Source organism: Mesorhizobium sp. LEGMi-168a, from assembly GCF_058312955.1.
In genome coordinates, this window is sequence record NZ_JBZEGV010000002.1 from 421279 (window position 1) to 435733 (window position 14455).

Below are 14455 nucleotides of genomic sequence, written 5' to 3' on the forward strand. Positions count from 1 at the left end.
CGCGAAGGCAATGGTAGCCTGTTGAATATGGCGCGGGACGCGGCAGAATGCGGGCCGTTTTGTCCAACCGAGGAGGAGGCAATGCTCAAGGGGACTTGCCATTGCGGCGCGGCGCACTGGACCCTGGAAGGCGATCCTGGGCCGGTCACGGCCTGCAACTGCACGCTTTGCCGCCGCTACGGCGCGCTCTGGGCCTACGACTATGTCGACGAGCGCATCCGCGTTGCGGGACCGGTGAGCTCCTACACGCGCGCCGAAGTGACCGATCCCGCGCTCGAGATCCTGTTCTGTCCGACCTGCGCCTGCGTGCTCGCCTGGCGCGGTTTGCGCTCCAGCTCCGATAGCCGTACCCGCATTGCCGTCAATGTCAGGCTGGCGCCGCCGGAAGCCGTCGCCGACCTGCCGATCGACCATTTCGACGGTCTCGACACTTTCGACGACCTGCCGCGTGACGGCCGTTGCGTCCGCGATATGTGGTTCTGATTTTTGTTTGAAGCATGTCGTTGTCCCAAAACCGCAAGGCACTTTTGGGCGACATGCATCAGAAAATAGTCCGCGAGACCGGGCGATCGACGGCCGGCATCAGGCCGTCATTGTTGGAGGCCTGCTTGCGCGGCTCGACCGGAACCGGCGCGGCTTCCGGCAACACCACCAGCTGAGGAACCTGCTTGTAGGAAAAGCCGCCGCGGATCTCGCCCATCTTGCCGGCGACGATGTCGACCACCGCCTTTTCCAGGTTGCGGTCGTAACGCGTTTCGGCTGCCACCGGCGCGGCCATGACCATCACAAGGGCCATGCCACTGAGGAACGACTTCATTGTTCTTATCCCTGCCTGATTAGGACCAAGGTCTTAGCAGGGCGTCGTTGAAAATCGGCCAAAAGACAGGGTAACCGAACCGCCAAACGGAAGCGTTAACAAAAGGTTACGGTTGGAAGCCTGCAAACTTATTCGGGCGGCTGAAGTTTCGATTCAGGCGCGCTGCGCCTGAACGCCGTGGCCAAGGGCGGCGAAGACCGTGCGCACGATGCCGGCCGTATCGAGGCCCGCGTCGGCATACATCTTCTCGGGCTTGGCGTGATCGGTGAATTCGTCGGGCAGGACCAGCGGGCGGACCTTGAGGCCGCTTTCCAAAAGCCCCTCATGGGCGAGGAAATGCAGCACCTGGCTGGCGAAGCCACCGACAGCGCCCTCCTCCACCGTCACCAGAACCTCGTGCGAGCGGGCAAGGCGGCGGATGAGATCCTCGTCCAGCGGCTTGGCGAAGCGGGCGTCGGCGACCGTGGTGGAAAGGCCCGCCGCGCCGAGCTCTTCCGCAGCCAGCAGGCAATCCTGCAGCCGCGTGCCGAAGGAGAGAAGCGCCACCTTGGTGCCCTCCCGCAGGATGCGGCCCTTGCCGATCTCGAGCACCGAGCCGCGCTCCGGCATGTCGACGCCGACGCCGTTGCCACGCGGATAGCGGAAGGCAATCGGGCCGCCATCATAGTCGGCTGCGGTGCGCACCATATGGCGAAGCTCCGCCTCGTCGGCGGCGGCCATGACGACGAAGCCAGGCAGCGAGGCGAGGAACGTCGTATCGAAGGCGCCGCAATGGGTGGCGCCGTCGGCGCCGACGAAGCCGGCGCGGTCGATCGGGAAACGCACCGGCAGCTTCTGGATCGCCACGTCATGGACGACCTGGTCGTAGGCGCGCTGCAGGAAGGTCGAATAGATGGCGGCGAAGGGCTTGTAGCCTTCAGTGGCGAGGCCGGCGGCGAAGGTCACCGCGTGCTGCTCGGCAATGCCGACATCGAAGGTTCGGGTCGGGAACACCTCGCCGAAGAGGTCGAGGCCGGTGCCGCTCGGCATGGCGGCGGTGATCGCCACGATCCGGTCGTCCTCGCGCGCTTCCTGGATCAGGCTCTCGGCGAAGACCTTGGTGTAGCTCGGCGCGTTGGCCGGCGCCTTGGCCTGCGCGCCGGTGATGACGTCGAACTTGTTGACGCCGTGATATTTGTCGGCAGCGGCTTCCGCCGGCGCGTAGCCCTTGCCCTTCTGGGTCACGACATGGATCAGCACCGGGCCGTCGGCATTGTCGCGAACGTTCTTCAGCACCGGGATCAGGTGCTCCAGATTGTGTCCGTCGATCGGGCCGATGTGGAAAAAGCCCATTTCCTCGAACAGCGTGCCGCCGGTGACATAGCCGCGTGCGTGCTCGACGGCGCGCGTGATGGCGTTGTCGGCGCGCTTGCCGAGATAGGAGGTCAGCTTCTTGCCGAAATCGCGCAGGCCGAGATAGGCCTTGCCGGAGGCGAGCCGCGCCAGATAGGCGCTCATCGCGCCGGTCGGCGGGGCGATCGACATGTCGTTGTCGTTGAGGATGACGATGAGGCGGGCATTGAGCGCGCCGGCATTGTTCATCGCCTCATAGGCCATGCCGGCTGACATGGCGCCGTCGCCGATGACTGCGATGACGTTGTTGCGGCCACCCGAAAGGTCGCGGCCCATGGCCATGCCGAGGCCGGCGGAAATCGAGGTCGAGGAGTGCGCGGCGCCGAAGGGGTCGTATTCGCTCTCGGCTCTCCGGGTGAAGCCGGAGAGGCCGCCCTCCTGGCGCAGCGTGCGGATGCGGTCGCGGCGGCCGGTCAGGATCTTGTGCGGATAGGCCTGGTGGCCGACATCCCAGATCAGCCGGTCTTGCGGCGTGTTGAAGACGTAGTGCAGCGCAACCGTCAGCTCGACGACGCCCAGCCCGGCGCCAAGATGGCCGCCCGTGTGCGACACGGCATCGATCAGCTCGGTGCGCAGTTCGCTCGCCAGCTGCGGCAGCTCGCTTTCCTCGAGCGCCCGCAAATCCGCAGGAATGCGGACCCTGTCGAGGAGCGGCGTATCGGGCTTCGGGTTCACTCTGTTGCGGCCTGCTGAAATCTTAACCTTGCATCAGAGCGGTTAACCGTTTCACGGGACCGCTCTGTCTTCTTGTTTCACGCAATTCCGGACGGAAAACCGTTTCACACTTTTCCCGGAATTGCTCCAACCTTCACAAATATGCGCCTTGATCATGCGCGAAATATGCTGCCGGCGAGCGAATGTAAATGCGTGTCAGTGACGCGGCTGGCGCACGATGTCCATCATGCTCTAACCTTCCGGCAGCGGAATGAATTCTTCCTCATCGCCAGGAACGATATCGAAGCGGCCTGTCTTCCATTCTTCTTTGGCCTGTTCGATGCGTTCCTTCGAGGACGAAACGAAATTCCACCAGATATAACGCTTGGAACCCAGCGACGCTCCGCCGAACAGCATGAAATGCGCGCCGCGCTCGGACGAGACGACGATTTCCTCGCCCGGCTTGAACACCAGAAGCCGCTCAGCCGGAAAACGATCTCCGGCGATCGAAACCTCGCCTTCCAGCGTATAGATGGCGCGTTCCTCGGCATCGGCGGGGATCTTGACGCTGGCGCCCGTCGCCAGCCGCAGATCGGCATAAAGCGTCTCCGAGGCGGTCGCGACCGGCGAGCGCAGCCCGGAAAATTCACCGATGACGAGGCGGCCGCTGATGCCTTCGGCGTCGATCTCGGGCAGGCGGATCACCGACGTGTTCTCAAAAATCGGGGCGATCTCTTCCCTGCCGTCGGGCAGCGCCAACCAGGTCTGCAGGCCGGAGATCGACATCGGCGCGCCGCGCAGCTCCTCGGGCGTGCGCTCGGAATGAACGATACCGCGACCGGCGGTCATCAGATTCACGTCGCCTGGCGCGATCACCATTTCGGTGCCGAGCGAGTCGCGATGCCTGATCTTGCCGTCGAACAGATAGGTGACGGTGGAAAGCCCAATATGCGGATGCGGGCGCACGTCGATCGCATGGCCGGCGCGCAGGATGGCCGGTCCCATGCGGTCGAAGAAGATGAACGGGCCGACCAGCCGACGCTTTGCCGTCGGCAAGGCGCGGCGAACCTCGAAACCGCCAATATCTTTGGCGTTGGGGATGACCATCAATTCGATCTGGTCGCAGGCGAAGGCGTCGCCGGCCTCAGGATCATTGCCCGGGAAAAAACTCATCGATGCATCCTCAGGCGAAGCGGAGCGCGGACCTGGCTTTCGCCTTGGCGGCCTCTTCCTCGCGATTGCGCGGCTCCTGGGCGGTTTCGAGCGAATCGATGAGCTCGCGCGCGGCGGCGGCGATCGCCTCGACGGCGTGGTGGAAGGCATGCTCATTGCGCTTGGACGGCTTGGTCGAACCACTCAGCTTGCGCACGAACTGCAATGCCGCGTCATGGACCTCGTCGTCGGTCGCCGGCGGTTCGAAATTGAACAGGGTCTTGATGTTTCGGCACATGCTTGCTCGCCTCCTGTCTGTCGTGTCCCGCCGTCGAGATTATGCACCAAGGTGTGTTGAGATTCAGGTCAGGCCGGCTTCACCTGAATATCAGTACAGCTTACTCAGCGTCGAGCGGCTCCGTTCCCACCGGCTTGCCGTCGCGCGAGAGCCTGATCTTCTCGACCTTGTCCTCGGCGGCCTTGAGCAGCCGATCACAATGCGCCTTCAGCGCCTCGCCGCGCTCGTAGATGCGGATCGACTGGTCGAGCGGGACATCGCCGCGCTCCAGATCATCGACGATCTTCTCCAGCGCGTCGAGCGCCTGTTCGAAGCTCATCGTTTTGACGTCTTCATTGCCTTCGCCAGCCATATCCTATCCCTTCATCAGCCGCCCGACATGGGCGGCGACCGAAAATGCCAGTCCCTGCAGATCGTAGCCGCCCTCCAGCAGGGAAACGAGCCGGTTGCCGCTGTGGCGCCCGGCGCGATCCATCAACTGGCCGGTCGCCCAGTCGAAATCCTCCTCGGTCAGGTTGATCTCGGCCAGCGGATCGCGATGGTGCGCATCGAAACCGGCGGAAATGATGATCAGGTCCGGCTTGAATGCATCGATCGACGGCAGCACGCGCGACAGGAAGGCGTCGCGGAACGTCTCGCTGCCGGTGCTGGGCGCGAGCGGCGCGTTGACGATGTTGCCGGCGCCGGTTTCGCTCTTGGCGCCGGTGCCGGGATAAAGCGGCATCTGGTGGGTCGAGCAGTAGAGCACCGACGGATCGTCCCAAAAGATGTCCTGCGTGCCGTTGCCGTGATGGACGTCCCAGTCGACGATGGCGACGCGCTCGACCTGGTGCTTTTTCTGCGCGTAGCGGGCGGCGATCGCCGCGGTGTTGAACAGGCAAAAGCCCATCGCGGTCGTCTTTTCCGCATGGTGGCCGGGCGGCCGCGCGGCAACGAAGACATTGGCGGCGCGGCCCTCGAAGACGTCGTCGACCGCAGCATTGGCGGCGCCGATCGCCGTCACCGCGGCCTGCCAGCTCTTCGGACTGGCGCTGGTGTCGGCATCGATCGAGACGATGCCGCTCTCTGGGATGGCCGCGCGGATGCGGGCGACAAAGTCTTCCGGATGCGCATAAAGGATGGTCGCCTCGTCGCCTTCCGGCGCCTTGACGCGGTCGAGAGTCGAAAAAGCCTCGTCGTCGAGCACGCGCTCGATGGCGCGCAAACGGTCGGGCCGCTCGGGGTGGCCGGGCGGCGTGAGGTGTTCCAAGAATACCGGATGGGTGTAGAGACGGGTGGTCATGGCGCCTAATCTAGGCATGCGTAACCCGGATGACCATGTTTGAGCGCCGAATGGCTGGGGAAAATCGCGTCTTGATGTGTCGCCGATGGCATTGGCGCGGCTGAAGCTTCGCGATAAGATCGCGCCGCTGCCTGGTGCCCGCAACGCGGGAGAATCGGGAACACGGTTGAAATCCGTGGCGTGCCCAACGCTGTAAGGGGGACCGCGCCGGCAAAAGCCACTGTCTCAGACGGGAAGGCGCCGGACGCGGGACGATCCCGAGCCAGAAGACCGGCCCGGCAGACATGGTCGTCCGCATGGTCAGGCGGATGATTGCTGTCGCAAGGGGAAAAGCGATGCAGGCACGAGCGGCCGCCACCGGCGGCGATGACTTTGACCAATTGGCGCGGAACGCCGTCTATCGGACGATTTTCACCAGGCGCGACGTGCGCAGCCATTTCGTTTCGGACGATCTCGACGATGCCGTGCTGGCGCGATTGCTGACGGCCGCGCACCACGCGCCATCGGTCGGCTATATGCAACCGTGGAATTTCATCGTCATCCGCGATGCCGAACGACGGCGGCAGGTGCGCGACCTGTTCCTCGCCGCGCGCGAGCAGGAATTGCCGGCGATCGAGGCGGAGCGGCAGGCGCTCTACCGCAAGCTGAAGCTCGAAGGCATCTGCGAAAGCGCGCTCAATCTATGCATCACCTGCGACCGGCAGCGTTCGAAGGACTCGCCGCTCGGGCGCTGGCACAATCCGGAAATGGACCTCTACAGCACCGTTTGCGCCGTGCAGAATTTCTGGCTGGCGGCGCGGGCCGAGGGCGTCGGCGTCGGCTGGGTAAGCATCATCGAAACGGAAGCATTGAAGCGGCTCTTGTCGATCCCCGAGCATGTCACGCCGATCGCCTATCTCTGCGTCGGCCGCGTCTCGGAATTCGCGCCGAAGCCGGACCTCGAAGCGCATGGCTGGGGCAAGCGCCTGCCGCTGCCCGAGCTGGTGATGAGCGAGACCTTTTGCGGCGCCGGCGAGGCGCCGCTCAAGTCGGCGATTGCAAAGCTTCGCGGCGTCGAGCTGCCGAAGCCGTGATCAGGCGACCTTCGTAGGTTAAGGGGCTGCTGATCAAGCAGGCCGGGGCGTGTCCCAGCGCGAGCCGCCGAAGGAGCCGAGCGCCTTGTCGCGGAGTTCCCTGAATTTCGACGAGGTCTCGGCCAGGCGCCGGTCCCATTCCGGATTGGGAACCTGGCCCTCGATGGTGGCGAAATAGACCTGCATCAGCGAAGCGATGGCGAAGGGCTCGATGAAAGCCGCCTTGAAGGCCCAGGCGAAGACGATGGCCAGCACGAAGGCCCAGCCGGCGAGCTGTCCGGGCATGACCCAGAGAATGGCGCCGGCAGGCGCCAGCATCAAAAGGAAGATGACGAAGGACACGCCCCACATGATCACCGCCAGCCAGACGGCGTTCTTGACCATGCGCTTGCCGTTCTGCGCGTAGAGCACGACGCCTTGCCTGGCGGTCTCGAAAGGCGAGTTGGAATTGATGCGGATGTTGTAGCCGAGGATGATCTCGTCGACATAGGTCAGCGACAGGCGGATGACCGTGTTGATGAAGCTGACGAGGCCGCTCAAGCCCGGAATGGGCAGGAAGGCGGCGATGCCGCCGATCAGGCCGGTGATGGCGCGGATGGCGCCCTTCACCAGCTGATCGACGACGAAAAGGATGTTGGCCTCGGCGAAGCGCTGGGTGACCACTTCCTTCGCATAGGCGATCTGGCCCTGGCCGTCGGGAACGTCGTGGCCGTCGATCAGATGGACCATCACGGCGATATGGCCGGCCTTGAGGACATAGAGGATGTATTCGCGGATCCAGTAGACGGCGATCGAGACGACGCCGAAGCCGACAACCCCGCCCCACAACGCAAACGACATCGGCCCGTCCGGGTCGGTCGAGATGTGGCCGACGCCATAGCCGACGCTGGCGCCGGTGCCGGTCGCCATGATGTAGGCCACCGTGATGCCGAAATAGACGATCATGCGAAAGACGATGAACGGCCATGTCCGCATCATGATGGACACCGACCGGCCGATGCTGAAGTCCCACATGGCCCCGACTCTCCCACCTCAGAGTTGGCCGGAGAGGATGCGCCCACCCCGATCAAAGTCAATTGCGGGCAGGGCCATTCAGACATCAAACCGGTGCACAAGTCCGAGCGACGCTGCTTATCCGGCCGGTTCGTCTGCTTTCCTCAGCAGACCTTCGAGCAGTTGCTTGAACGCAGCTATCGCCTTCTTCGACGTCGCCTCGGGATCGTTCGAATTGGCGATGCGTTGCGAGGCCTGGCTGCTGGCGCCGTTGATCAGCCGCGCCGCGGTCTCGGGATCGAGATCGGGCACGACCACGCCCTCTTCCTGCAGCCTTGTCAGATGATCCGTCATCGACGCCGTGCAGGCGTTGGCGTTCGGCCATTGCGCCGGATCCCCCAGCACCGCCGGGCCGTCGCGGAACATGATGCGCTGGATCTCCGGCTCCAGCGCCATCTCGATATAGGTGGTGCATTCGTCGACGAAATGCTGCCAGCGCGTCGGCGCCCGCGCGGCCACCTCGTTCACCCGCGCCGCCATCTCGCCGTCGATCTCGGCAATCACTGCCTGCAGCAGCCCCTTCTTGTCGCCGAAATGATGGTAGAGCGCGCCGCGCGTCAGGCCCGCCGAGGCGGTGAAATCGTCCATCGAGGCCTCGGCATAGCCGATCGTGCCGAAGGCGTGGCGAGCGGCGGCGATCAGCTTGGCGCGCGTCTCGGCGATCATCTCCTTGCGGGGTTTGTGCATGGCTTCTGGCCCTATTCACATACGTCTCGTATGCCAATTGACATACGCGACGTATGAACTATCTGACATTCATACGCTGCGTATGTAATTGCGGCGCCTTCCCTTGTCGAGGAGCAGGACCATGCGAAACCCCTATTCGGAAATCTTCCGGGCTCCCGGCACGAAAGGCTTTGCGGCGGCCGCCTTCATCGCACGGCTGCCGATCGCCATGGCGCCGATCGGCATCGTGGCGATGCTGTCGCAGGCGCATGGCGAATACTGGCTGGCCGGTGCCGTCTCGGCCACCTACGCGCTGGTCAATGCCTTCCTGTCGCCGCAGATCTCGCGGCTGGTGGACCGGCTCGGCCAGAGCCGGATTGCCGTGCCGACGACCTTGGTTTCGGTGCTTTCCTTCGCGGCCTTGATCGCGGCGGCCAACCAGCACTGGCCGGCATGGACCTTGTTCCTGTCGGCATTGCTCGCCGCCGCCATGCCCAGCATCCCGGCGCTGGTCAGGGCGCGCTGGACCGAGATTTTTCGCAACCGCCCCGAACTCAACACCGCCTTCGCCTTCGAATCGGCCGCTGACGAGCTGGTCTATGTCGCCGGCGCCTCGCTGTCGGTCGGCTTGAGCGCTGCGCTGTTCCCGGAAGCCGGCATGTTGGTGAGCACCCTGTTGCTAGCCTTCGGCTCGGCGGCATTCCTGCTTCAGCGCTCGACGGAGCCGCCGGTGCGTCCTGCAGACCATGGCGCGGCCGGATCGGCGATCCGCTTGCGGCCGGTCCAGATCATCACCTTCGCCTTGATCTTCGTCGGCGCGACTTTCGCCACCACCGAAGTCACCACGGTGGCGATCACCAAGGCGCTCGGCCAGCCCGAAGCAGCCAGCCTCGTCATCGGCGTCTACGCGCTCGGATCCTTCGTGCTCGGCATCATCGTCGGCGCGCTCAGTCTGAAAGCGCCGCTGCAGCGGCAACTGGCGATCGCGGTCGCCGTTATCGCGCTCACGACGCTGCCGCTGCTCTTTGCCGATACGGTGCCGACGCTGGCGCTTGCAGTCTTCGTCAGCGGCGTGGCGATCTCGCCGACCTTCATCACCGCCTTCGGGCTGATCGAGCGCCACGTGCCGGCCGCGATGCTGACCGAGGGCGTCACCTGGGTGACGACCGGGATCGGCATCGGCATGGCGCTTGGCTCCTTCGCCGCCGGCTGGATGGTCGACACTTTTGGACCGCAGAACGGGTTCTTTGTGTCCGTCGCGGCAGGCGCGATCGCGCTGGCAACGGTGCTCGCCGGTCAATGCCGGCTGGCGACGGACGATTGCGACGCGGATAGGGGCGAAGCGGTAGTCCCGGCAGAGTGACGGTACGAGCGTCAGCCATCCGATGATCATTGCAGAGGTCGGAAGTTGGCCGCGGCCTCAGGGACTTCGTCATCCACGGGCGGAGCGACGCGAAGCGGAGCGCAGACCCGAGGATGACGACGTCGCGGAGGCTCCGGCCAATCAGCAGCGCGGCAGGCTGCCGCCAAGACCGCCGGCGCGTCCCTCGGCAGCCTAAAGAATCTCGGTCTTGGCGATATGGATGCCGAACCCTTCGAGGCCGACATAGTGGCGCTCGCGCGAGGCGATCAGGTTGATCGAGGAAATGCCGAGATCCTTGAGTATCTGGGCGCCGAGGCCGATCTCGCGCCACTCGTTCTCGCGCCGGCGGGCTTCTTCGTGATCCTCGCGGTCGCCGCTCTGCGGCCGCTTGCGCTCCTGATGGGCGACGCCGACCGAGCCTTCACGCAGATAGACGATGACGCCGCGCTTGCGCTCGCCCATCGCCTTCATGATGCGGTCCAGGCGGTGGCTGGTGCCGAAGACATCGGTCACGACATCTTCCGAATGCAGCCGCACCGGCACCTCCTCGCCGTCGCGAATGTCGCCGAAGACGACCGCGACGTGGTGCATGGAATCCCAGGGCAGCGTGTAGGTGAAGACCTGCGCCTTGCCGCCGGGGGTGTCGATGTCCGAGCAGGCGACGCGCTCGACCAGCGTTTCCTTGCGCTGCCGGTAGGCGATGAGATCGGCGACCGAAACCTGCTTCAGGCCGTGCTGCTCGGCGAAAGCCTGAACCTCGGGCCCGCGCTTGACCGTGCCGTCGTCATTGACCAGCTCGGAAATGACGCCGACCGGCGGCAGGCCGGCGAGCTTGCAGAGATCGACCGCGGCCTCGGTATGGCCGGAACGCATCAGGACGCCGCCTTCGCGCGCGATCAGCGGGAAGATGTGGCCCGGACGGACGAAATCGGAGGCGCCGACATTGCCGTTGGCGAGATTGCGCACCGTGAGCGTGCGGTCGTCGGCCGAAATGCCCGTCGTGGTGCCGTGCTTGAAGTCGACGCTGACGGTAAAGGCCGTGGTGTGGGCGGAATCGTTGTCGGCCACCATCGGCGCCAGATTCAGCCGTCTCGCATCCTCGCGCAGCATCGGCGTGCAGACGATGCCGGAAGTGTTGCGGACGATGAAGGCCATCTTCTCCGGCGTGCAGTGGACGGCGGCGACGATCAGGTCGCCCTCGTTCTCGCGCCCATCATCATCCATGACGACGACGATCTCGCCGCGCTCGAAAGCGCGGATCGCTTCGACGATCTTTTTTTGGTCGTATGGCATAGGTGCTCGCTTCACTCGCTAGGGGAATAGGGGAGTAAGGGAGTAGGGGAAAGGCAAAGCTCCGCGTCGGGGGCGCCACACCACATACTCCCCTACTCCCCTACTCCCTTACCCGTCTGTCCTCTGTGCCGCAGATAATGATCCGCAATCGCGCAGGCAACCATGGCCTCGCCGATCGGCACGGCGCGGATGCCGACGCAGGGATCGTGGCGGCCCTTGGTCATCACCTCGACGTCCTTGCCGTCCTTGTCGATCGATTTCCGCGGCGTCAGGATCGAGGAGGTCGGCTTGACGGCGAAGCGAGCGACGATCGCCTGGCCGGTCGAGATGCCGCCCAGGATGCCGCCAGCATTGTTGGACAAAAACACCGGCTTGCCGTCATTGCCGATGCGCATCTCGTCGGCGTTCTGCTCGCCGGTGATGCGTGCCGCCTCGAAGCCGTTGCCGATCTCGACGCCCTTGACGGCGTTGATCGACATAAGGCCGGAGGCGATGTCCTGGTCGAGCTTGGCGTAGATCGGCGCGCCGAGGCCAGCCGGCACGCCGTCGGCGACGATCTCGATGACCGCGCCGACCGAGGAGCCGGCCTTGCGGATGCCGTCGAGATAGGCGGCGAAGACGGGGACCGAGGCCGGATCGGGGGTGAAGAACGGGTTTTCGGCATCGCCAACGAAATTCCAGTTCCAGTTGGCGCGATCGATCGATTTTTCGCCCATCGAGACCAGCGCGCCGCGCACCACCATGCCAGGCACCACCTTGCGGGCGAGCGCGCCGGCCGCCACTCTAGCTGCGGTCTCGCGCGCCGAGGAACGGCCGCCGCCGCGATGGTCGCGCAACCCGTATTTGACGTCGTAGGCGTAGTCGGCATGGCCCGGCCGGTACTGGCGGGCGATCTCGCCATAATCCTTGGAGCGCTGGTCGACATTTTCGATCAGCATCGACACCGGCGTGCCGGTGGTGATCATGGTCTCGCCGTCCTCGTCGAGGATGAAGCCGGAGAGGATCTTCACCTCGTCGGGCTCACGCCGCTGGGTGACGAAACGCGACTGTCCGGGGCGGCGGCGGTCGAGCTCGGCCTGGATATCCTCGCGCTTGAAGCGGATGCCGGGCGGGCAGCCGTCCACAACGCAGCCGAGCGCGGCGCCATGGCTTTCACCCCAGGTGGTGACGCGGAACAGATGGCCGAATGTGTTGTGCGACATGGAAAACGCCCTGCCCGGCGGCGAGCCGGTTAAGGCTGCGTTCTATTGGCGTTTTCCACAGCGGTCAAACGGTGATCGGCTGCATCAATCTGTGATCCGGCGGATTTAGTTTTGACACATTCGGTTGGTTTCTGCTCTCTTCCATCCGCCGTTGAGGATCCGCCGCTAACCAGCCGGCGCAATGACCAAAGAGGACGACGATGCGTACCCTGATTGGCGCCGTTGGCGCCATGCTCATGATTTCCACCGCCGCATTCGCCGGCCAGACCGAGGGCCTGATTAAGAAGGTCGACAAGGACACGCTGACGCTGACGCTGGACGACGGCAAGTCCTACAAGCTCAACGCCGAAACCGATCTCGACGCGCTGAAGCCCGGCATGGATATCGTCATCGCCTTTGACGTGACCAATGGCGAGAACGTCGTGACCGATATGCAGCTGCCGGACAGCGACTAGAATTAGTTCCTGGACGCGAAGTCGCATTGGCAGAGCGCAGCCTCAAAAATTAGCCGAAACGCCGAAAGCTTCGTCATCCTAGGGCGAAGCAAGGAGCGCAGCGACGCGCGCAGACCCTAGGATCCATGCCGTTACCTATGAGCGTTGCGGCGGTGTAGGACGACCTCCGTTCTGCGCCGTTCCTACGCTATGCCCGAAGTCACGGCATGGATCCCAGGGTCTCCGCGACGGAGCTGCGCTCCTGCTCCGCCCTGGGATGACGACGTTGCGGCTTTCAAAGCCACTCCAGGCTCCGGCCCTCCAGCCGGAGCAGGCGGTCCTGCGGGACCTCCAGGCTCGCCGCGTCCTTCTTGGACATGCCTTCGACAAAGCGGAACAGGCAGCGCATGACGCCGCCATGGGTGACGCAGACCGTCGGCCCTCGAAGCGCGTCGAACCACGGCTTTATCCGCTCAAGCAGCATTTCGTAGCTTTCCGCGCCCTCGCCTGGCGGCTGGAAATCCCATTTGGCGTGCCGACGTCCGTGGGTCGAACCCGGAAGCCTGGCCTCGAGCTCGGCAAAGGTGAAACCCTGCCAGTCGCCGAAGCTCATTTCGACAAGGCGCGGATCCGTGCGGTAGGCGAGCCGATCGAGCCACATCGCGGCGCGCATCAGCTCCATCGTGTCGCGCGTGCGCCGCATCGGGCTGGCGACAAAGTCGAAATCCGCAGGATTTCTGACGAACTCCGCCAGCCGATGGCCATTACGCGTCGCCTGCTCGCGGCCAAGCGCGTTGATGTCGGTGTCGGCCTGGCCCTGCAGCCGACCCTCGGCATTCCACTGCGTCTGGCCGTGGCGCACGATGTAGACGAGCGGATACATCATATCTCCCGGAGGTCGGGCCAGGGCCTGGGCGGAGAAGAAATAGGCGGGGATTTTAGTCCTTGACGGTCGAGATGTCCGGCGCGTCGACCGCCTTCATGCCGACGACGTGGTAGCCGGAATCGACGTGATGGACCTCGCCGGTCACGCCACGCGACAGGTCCGACAGGAAGTAGACGCCGGAATCGCCGACTTCTTCCTGCGTCACCGTCTGCTTCAGCGGCGCGTTGTACTCGTTCCACTTGAGGATGTAGCGGAAGTCGCCGATGCCGGAGGCGGCGAGCGTCTTGATCGGGCCGGCGGAGATCGCGTTGACGCGGATCTTCTTGGCGCCGAGGTCGACGGCGAGATAGCGCACACTGGCTTCGAGCGCGGCCTTGGCAACGCCCATCACGTTGTAGTGCGGCATCACCTTCTCGGCGCCGTAATAGGTCAGCGTCAAAAGCGAGCCACCTTCGGTCATCAGCGGCTCGGCGCGCTTGGCGATGGTGGTGAAGGAAAACACCGAAATGTCCATGGTGCGCAGGAAATTGTCGCGTGTCGTCTCGACATAGCGGCCGGTGAGTTCATCCTTGTCGGAGAAAGCGATGGCATGCACCAGGAAGTCGAGCTTGCCCCAGTGCTTTTCGATGTCGGCGAAGACGGCGTCGAGGCTTTCCGGATCTGTCACGTCGCAATGGCCGGCGACATGCGCGTTGAGCTCGGCCGCCAACGGCTCGACACGCTTCTTGAAGGCCTCGCCCTGATAGGTCAGCGCGATTTCAGCGCCGTGATCGACGCAGGCCTTGGCAATGCCGAAAGCGATCGACCGATTGTTCGCGACGCCGAGAATAAGGCCCCGCTTACCGGCCATCAGGCCCTGTCCACCCGCCATGTGCGCGTTCTCCGCAAGA

Annotated in this window: 16 protein-coding genes and 1 riboswitch; of the genes, 4 read left to right on the plus strand and 12 right to left on the minus strand. The window is 64.4% G+C overall.

The window, feature by feature from the left end; genetic code table 11:
- Positions 1-81: 81 nt before the first annotated feature.
- Positions 82-483: a GFA family protein gene (locus tag AC4FWB_RS05275; RefSeq protein ID WP_491024744.1), complete on the plus strand. Its 402-nt coding sequence runs from the start codon at positions 82-84 to the stop codon at positions 481-483.
- 58 nt (positions 484-541) lie between these two features.
- Here AC4FWB_RS05275 and AC4FWB_RS05280 read toward each other — a convergent pair whose 3' ends face one another.
- The 6 genes from AC4FWB_RS05280 to AC4FWB_RS05305 form a co-directional block, all read right to left on the minus strand.
- On the minus strand, positions 542-817 hold the full coding sequence (locus AC4FWB_RS05280) for a hypothetical protein (RefSeq protein ID WP_491024745.1): 276 nt from the start codon (positions 815-817) through the stop codon (positions 542-544).
- Between the two features lie 153 nt (positions 818-970).
- Positions 971-2884, minus strand: a complete 1914-nt coding sequence (dxs, locus tag AC4FWB_RS05285) for a 1-deoxy-D-xylulose-5-phosphate synthase (protein ID WP_491024747.1) — start codon at positions 2882-2884, stop codon at positions 971-973.
- Positions 2885-3115: 231 nt separating this feature from the next.
- Complete coding sequence (locus AC4FWB_RS05290) at positions 3116-4036, minus strand: pirin family protein (RefSeq protein ID WP_491024748.1); 921 nt, start codon at positions 4034-4036, stop codon at positions 3116-3118.
- A gap of 10 nt (positions 4037-4046) precedes the next feature.
- On the minus strand, positions 4047-4313 hold the full coding sequence (locus tag AC4FWB_RS05295) for a DUF2277 domain-containing protein (RefSeq protein ID WP_491024750.1): 267 nt from the start codon (positions 4311-4313) through the stop codon (positions 4047-4049).
- Positions 4314-4413: 100 nt separating this feature from the next.
- Positions 4414-4665 carry an exodeoxyribonuclease VII small subunit gene (locus tag AC4FWB_RS05300; protein ID WP_292302855.1) on the minus strand — a complete coding sequence of 84 codons (252 nt, stop codon included), beginning with the start codon at positions 4663-4665 and terminating at the stop codon, positions 4414-4416.
- A gap of 3 nt (positions 4666-4668) precedes the next feature.
- Positions 4669-5595: a histone deacetylase family protein gene (locus AC4FWB_RS05305; RefSeq protein ID WP_491024752.1), complete on the minus strand. Its 927-nt coding sequence runs from the start codon at positions 5593-5595 to the stop codon at positions 4669-4671.
- 114 nt (positions 5596-5709) lie between these two features.
- Positions 5710-5889: riboswitch (cobalamin riboswitch) on the plus strand.
- Positions 5890-5930: 41 nt separating this feature from the next.
- On the opposite strand from AC4FWB_RS05305, the gene bluB reads away from it, so the two are divergent.
- Entirely contained in the window at positions 5931-6668 is a 738-nt protein-coding gene (gene bluB / locus AC4FWB_RS05310; RefSeq protein ID WP_491024753.1) for a 5,6-dimethylbenzimidazole synthase, read from the plus strand.
- Between the two features lie 33 nt (positions 6669-6701).
- On the opposite strand, the gene AC4FWB_RS05315 is transcribed toward bluB, so the two are convergent.
- Positions 6702-7682: a hypothetical protein gene (locus tag AC4FWB_RS05315; RefSeq protein WP_491024754.1), complete on the minus strand. Its 981-nt coding sequence runs from the start codon at positions 7680-7682 to the stop codon at positions 6702-6704.
- Between the two features lie 117 nt (positions 7683-7799).
- Complete coding sequence (locus AC4FWB_RS05320) at positions 7800-8408, minus strand: TetR/AcrR family transcriptional regulator (RefSeq protein WP_491024755.1); 609 nt, start codon at positions 8406-8408, stop codon at positions 7800-7802.
- Between the two features lie 121 nt (positions 8409-8529).
- On the opposite strand from AC4FWB_RS05320, the gene AC4FWB_RS05325 reads away from it, so the two are divergent.
- The gene (locus AC4FWB_RS05325; RefSeq protein WP_491024757.1) at positions 8530-9750 is read left to right on the plus strand and encodes an MFS transporter; all 1221 of its coding nucleotides are present in this window, start codon (positions 8530-8532) and stop codon (positions 9748-9750) included.
- 192 nt (positions 9751-9942) lie between these two features.
- On the opposite strand, the gene ribB is transcribed toward AC4FWB_RS05325, so the two are convergent.
- The gene (gene ribB, locus AC4FWB_RS05330; RefSeq protein WP_491024758.1) at positions 9943-11043 is read right to left on the minus strand and encodes a 3,4-dihydroxy-2-butanone-4-phosphate synthase; all 1101 of its coding nucleotides are present in this window, start codon (positions 11041-11043) and stop codon (positions 9943-9945) included.
- A 92-nt stretch (positions 11044-11135) separates the two neighbouring features.
- The gene (gene aroC, locus AC4FWB_RS05335; RefSeq protein ID WP_491024759.1) at positions 11136-12245 is read right to left on the minus strand and encodes a chorismate synthase; all 1110 of its coding nucleotides are present in this window, start codon (positions 12243-12245) and stop codon (positions 11136-11138) included.
- A gap of 200 nt (positions 12246-12445) precedes the next feature.
- On the opposite strand from aroC, the gene AC4FWB_RS05340 reads away from it, so the two are divergent.
- A complete protein-coding gene (locus tag AC4FWB_RS05340; RefSeq protein ID WP_491024761.1) occupies positions 12446-12700 on the plus strand; it encodes a DUF1344 domain-containing protein in 255 nt (84 codons plus the stop codon).
- A gap of 274 nt (positions 12701-12974) precedes the next feature.
- On the opposite strand, the gene AC4FWB_RS05345 is transcribed toward AC4FWB_RS05340, so the two are convergent.
- Both AC4FWB_RS05345 and fabI read right to left on the minus strand, forming a co-directional pair.
- Positions 12975-13562, minus strand: a complete 588-nt coding sequence (locus tag AC4FWB_RS05345; RefSeq protein WP_491024762.1) for a histidine phosphatase family protein — start codon at positions 13560-13562, stop codon at positions 12975-12977.
- 55 nt (positions 13563-13617) lie between these two features.
- Positions 13618-14436, minus strand: coding sequence for an enoyl-ACP reductase FabI (gene fabI, locus AC4FWB_RS05350; protein WP_491024763.1), 819 nt, complete (start codon positions 14434-14436; stop codon positions 13618-13620).
- Positions 14437-14455: the final 19 nt, after the last annotated feature.

Coding starts and splice junctions, on each gene's coding strand:
- AC4FWB_RS05325 (WP_491024757.1), top strand. CDS start 8,530: ATGCGAAACCCCTATTCGGAAATCTTCCGGGCTCCCGGCACGAAAGGC.
- AC4FWB_RS05275 (WP_491024744.1), top strand. CDS start 82: ATGCTCAAGGGGACTTGCCATTGCGGCGCGGCGCACTGGACCCTGGAA.
- AC4FWB_RS05340 (WP_491024761.1), top strand. CDS start 12,446: ATGCGTACCCTGATTGGCGCCGTTGGCGCCATGCTCATGATTTCCACC.
- AC4FWB_RS05280 (WP_491024745.1), bottom strand. CDS start 817: ATGAAGTCGTTCCTCAGTGGCATGGCCCTTGTGATGGTCATGGCCGCG.
- AC4FWB_RS05320 (WP_491024755.1), bottom strand. CDS start 8,408: ATGCACAAACCCCGCAAGGAGATGATCGCCGAGACGCGCGCCAAGCTG.
- AC4FWB_RS05300 (WP_292302855.1), bottom strand. CDS start 4,665: ATGGCTGGCGAAGGCAATGAAGACGTCAAAACGATGAGCTTCGAACAG.
- AC4FWB_RS05315 (WP_491024754.1), bottom strand. CDS start 7,682: ATGTGGGACTTCAGCATCGGCCGGTCGGTGTCCATCATGATGCGGACA.
- fabI (WP_491024763.1), bottom strand. CDS start 14,436: ATGGCGGGTGGACAGGGCCTGATGGCCGGTAAGCGGGGCCTTATTCTC.
- AC4FWB_RS05305 (WP_491024752.1), bottom strand. CDS start 5,595: ATGACCACCCGTCTCTACACCCATCCGGTATTCTTGGAACACCTCACG.
- AC4FWB_RS05295 (WP_491024750.1), bottom strand. CDS start 4,313: ATGTGCCGAAACATCAAGACCCTGTTCAATTTCGAACCGCCGGCGACC.
- AC4FWB_RS05290 (WP_491024748.1), bottom strand. CDS start 4,036: ATGAGTTTTTTCCCGGGCAATGATCCTGAGGCCGGCGACGCCTTCGCC.
- aroC (WP_491024759.1), bottom strand. CDS start 12,245: ATGTCGCACAACACATTCGGCCATCTGTTCCGCGTCACCACCTGGGGT.
- bluB (WP_491024753.1), top strand. CDS start 5,931: ATGCAGGCACGAGCGGCCGCCACCGGCGGCGATGACTTTGACCAATTG.
- ribB (WP_491024758.1), bottom strand. CDS start 11,043: ATGCCATACGACCAAAAAAAGATCGTCGAAGCGATCCGCGCTTTCGAG.
- AC4FWB_RS05345 (WP_491024762.1), bottom strand. CDS start 13,562: ATGTATCCGCTCGTCTACATCGTGCGCCACGGCCAGACGCAGTGGAAT.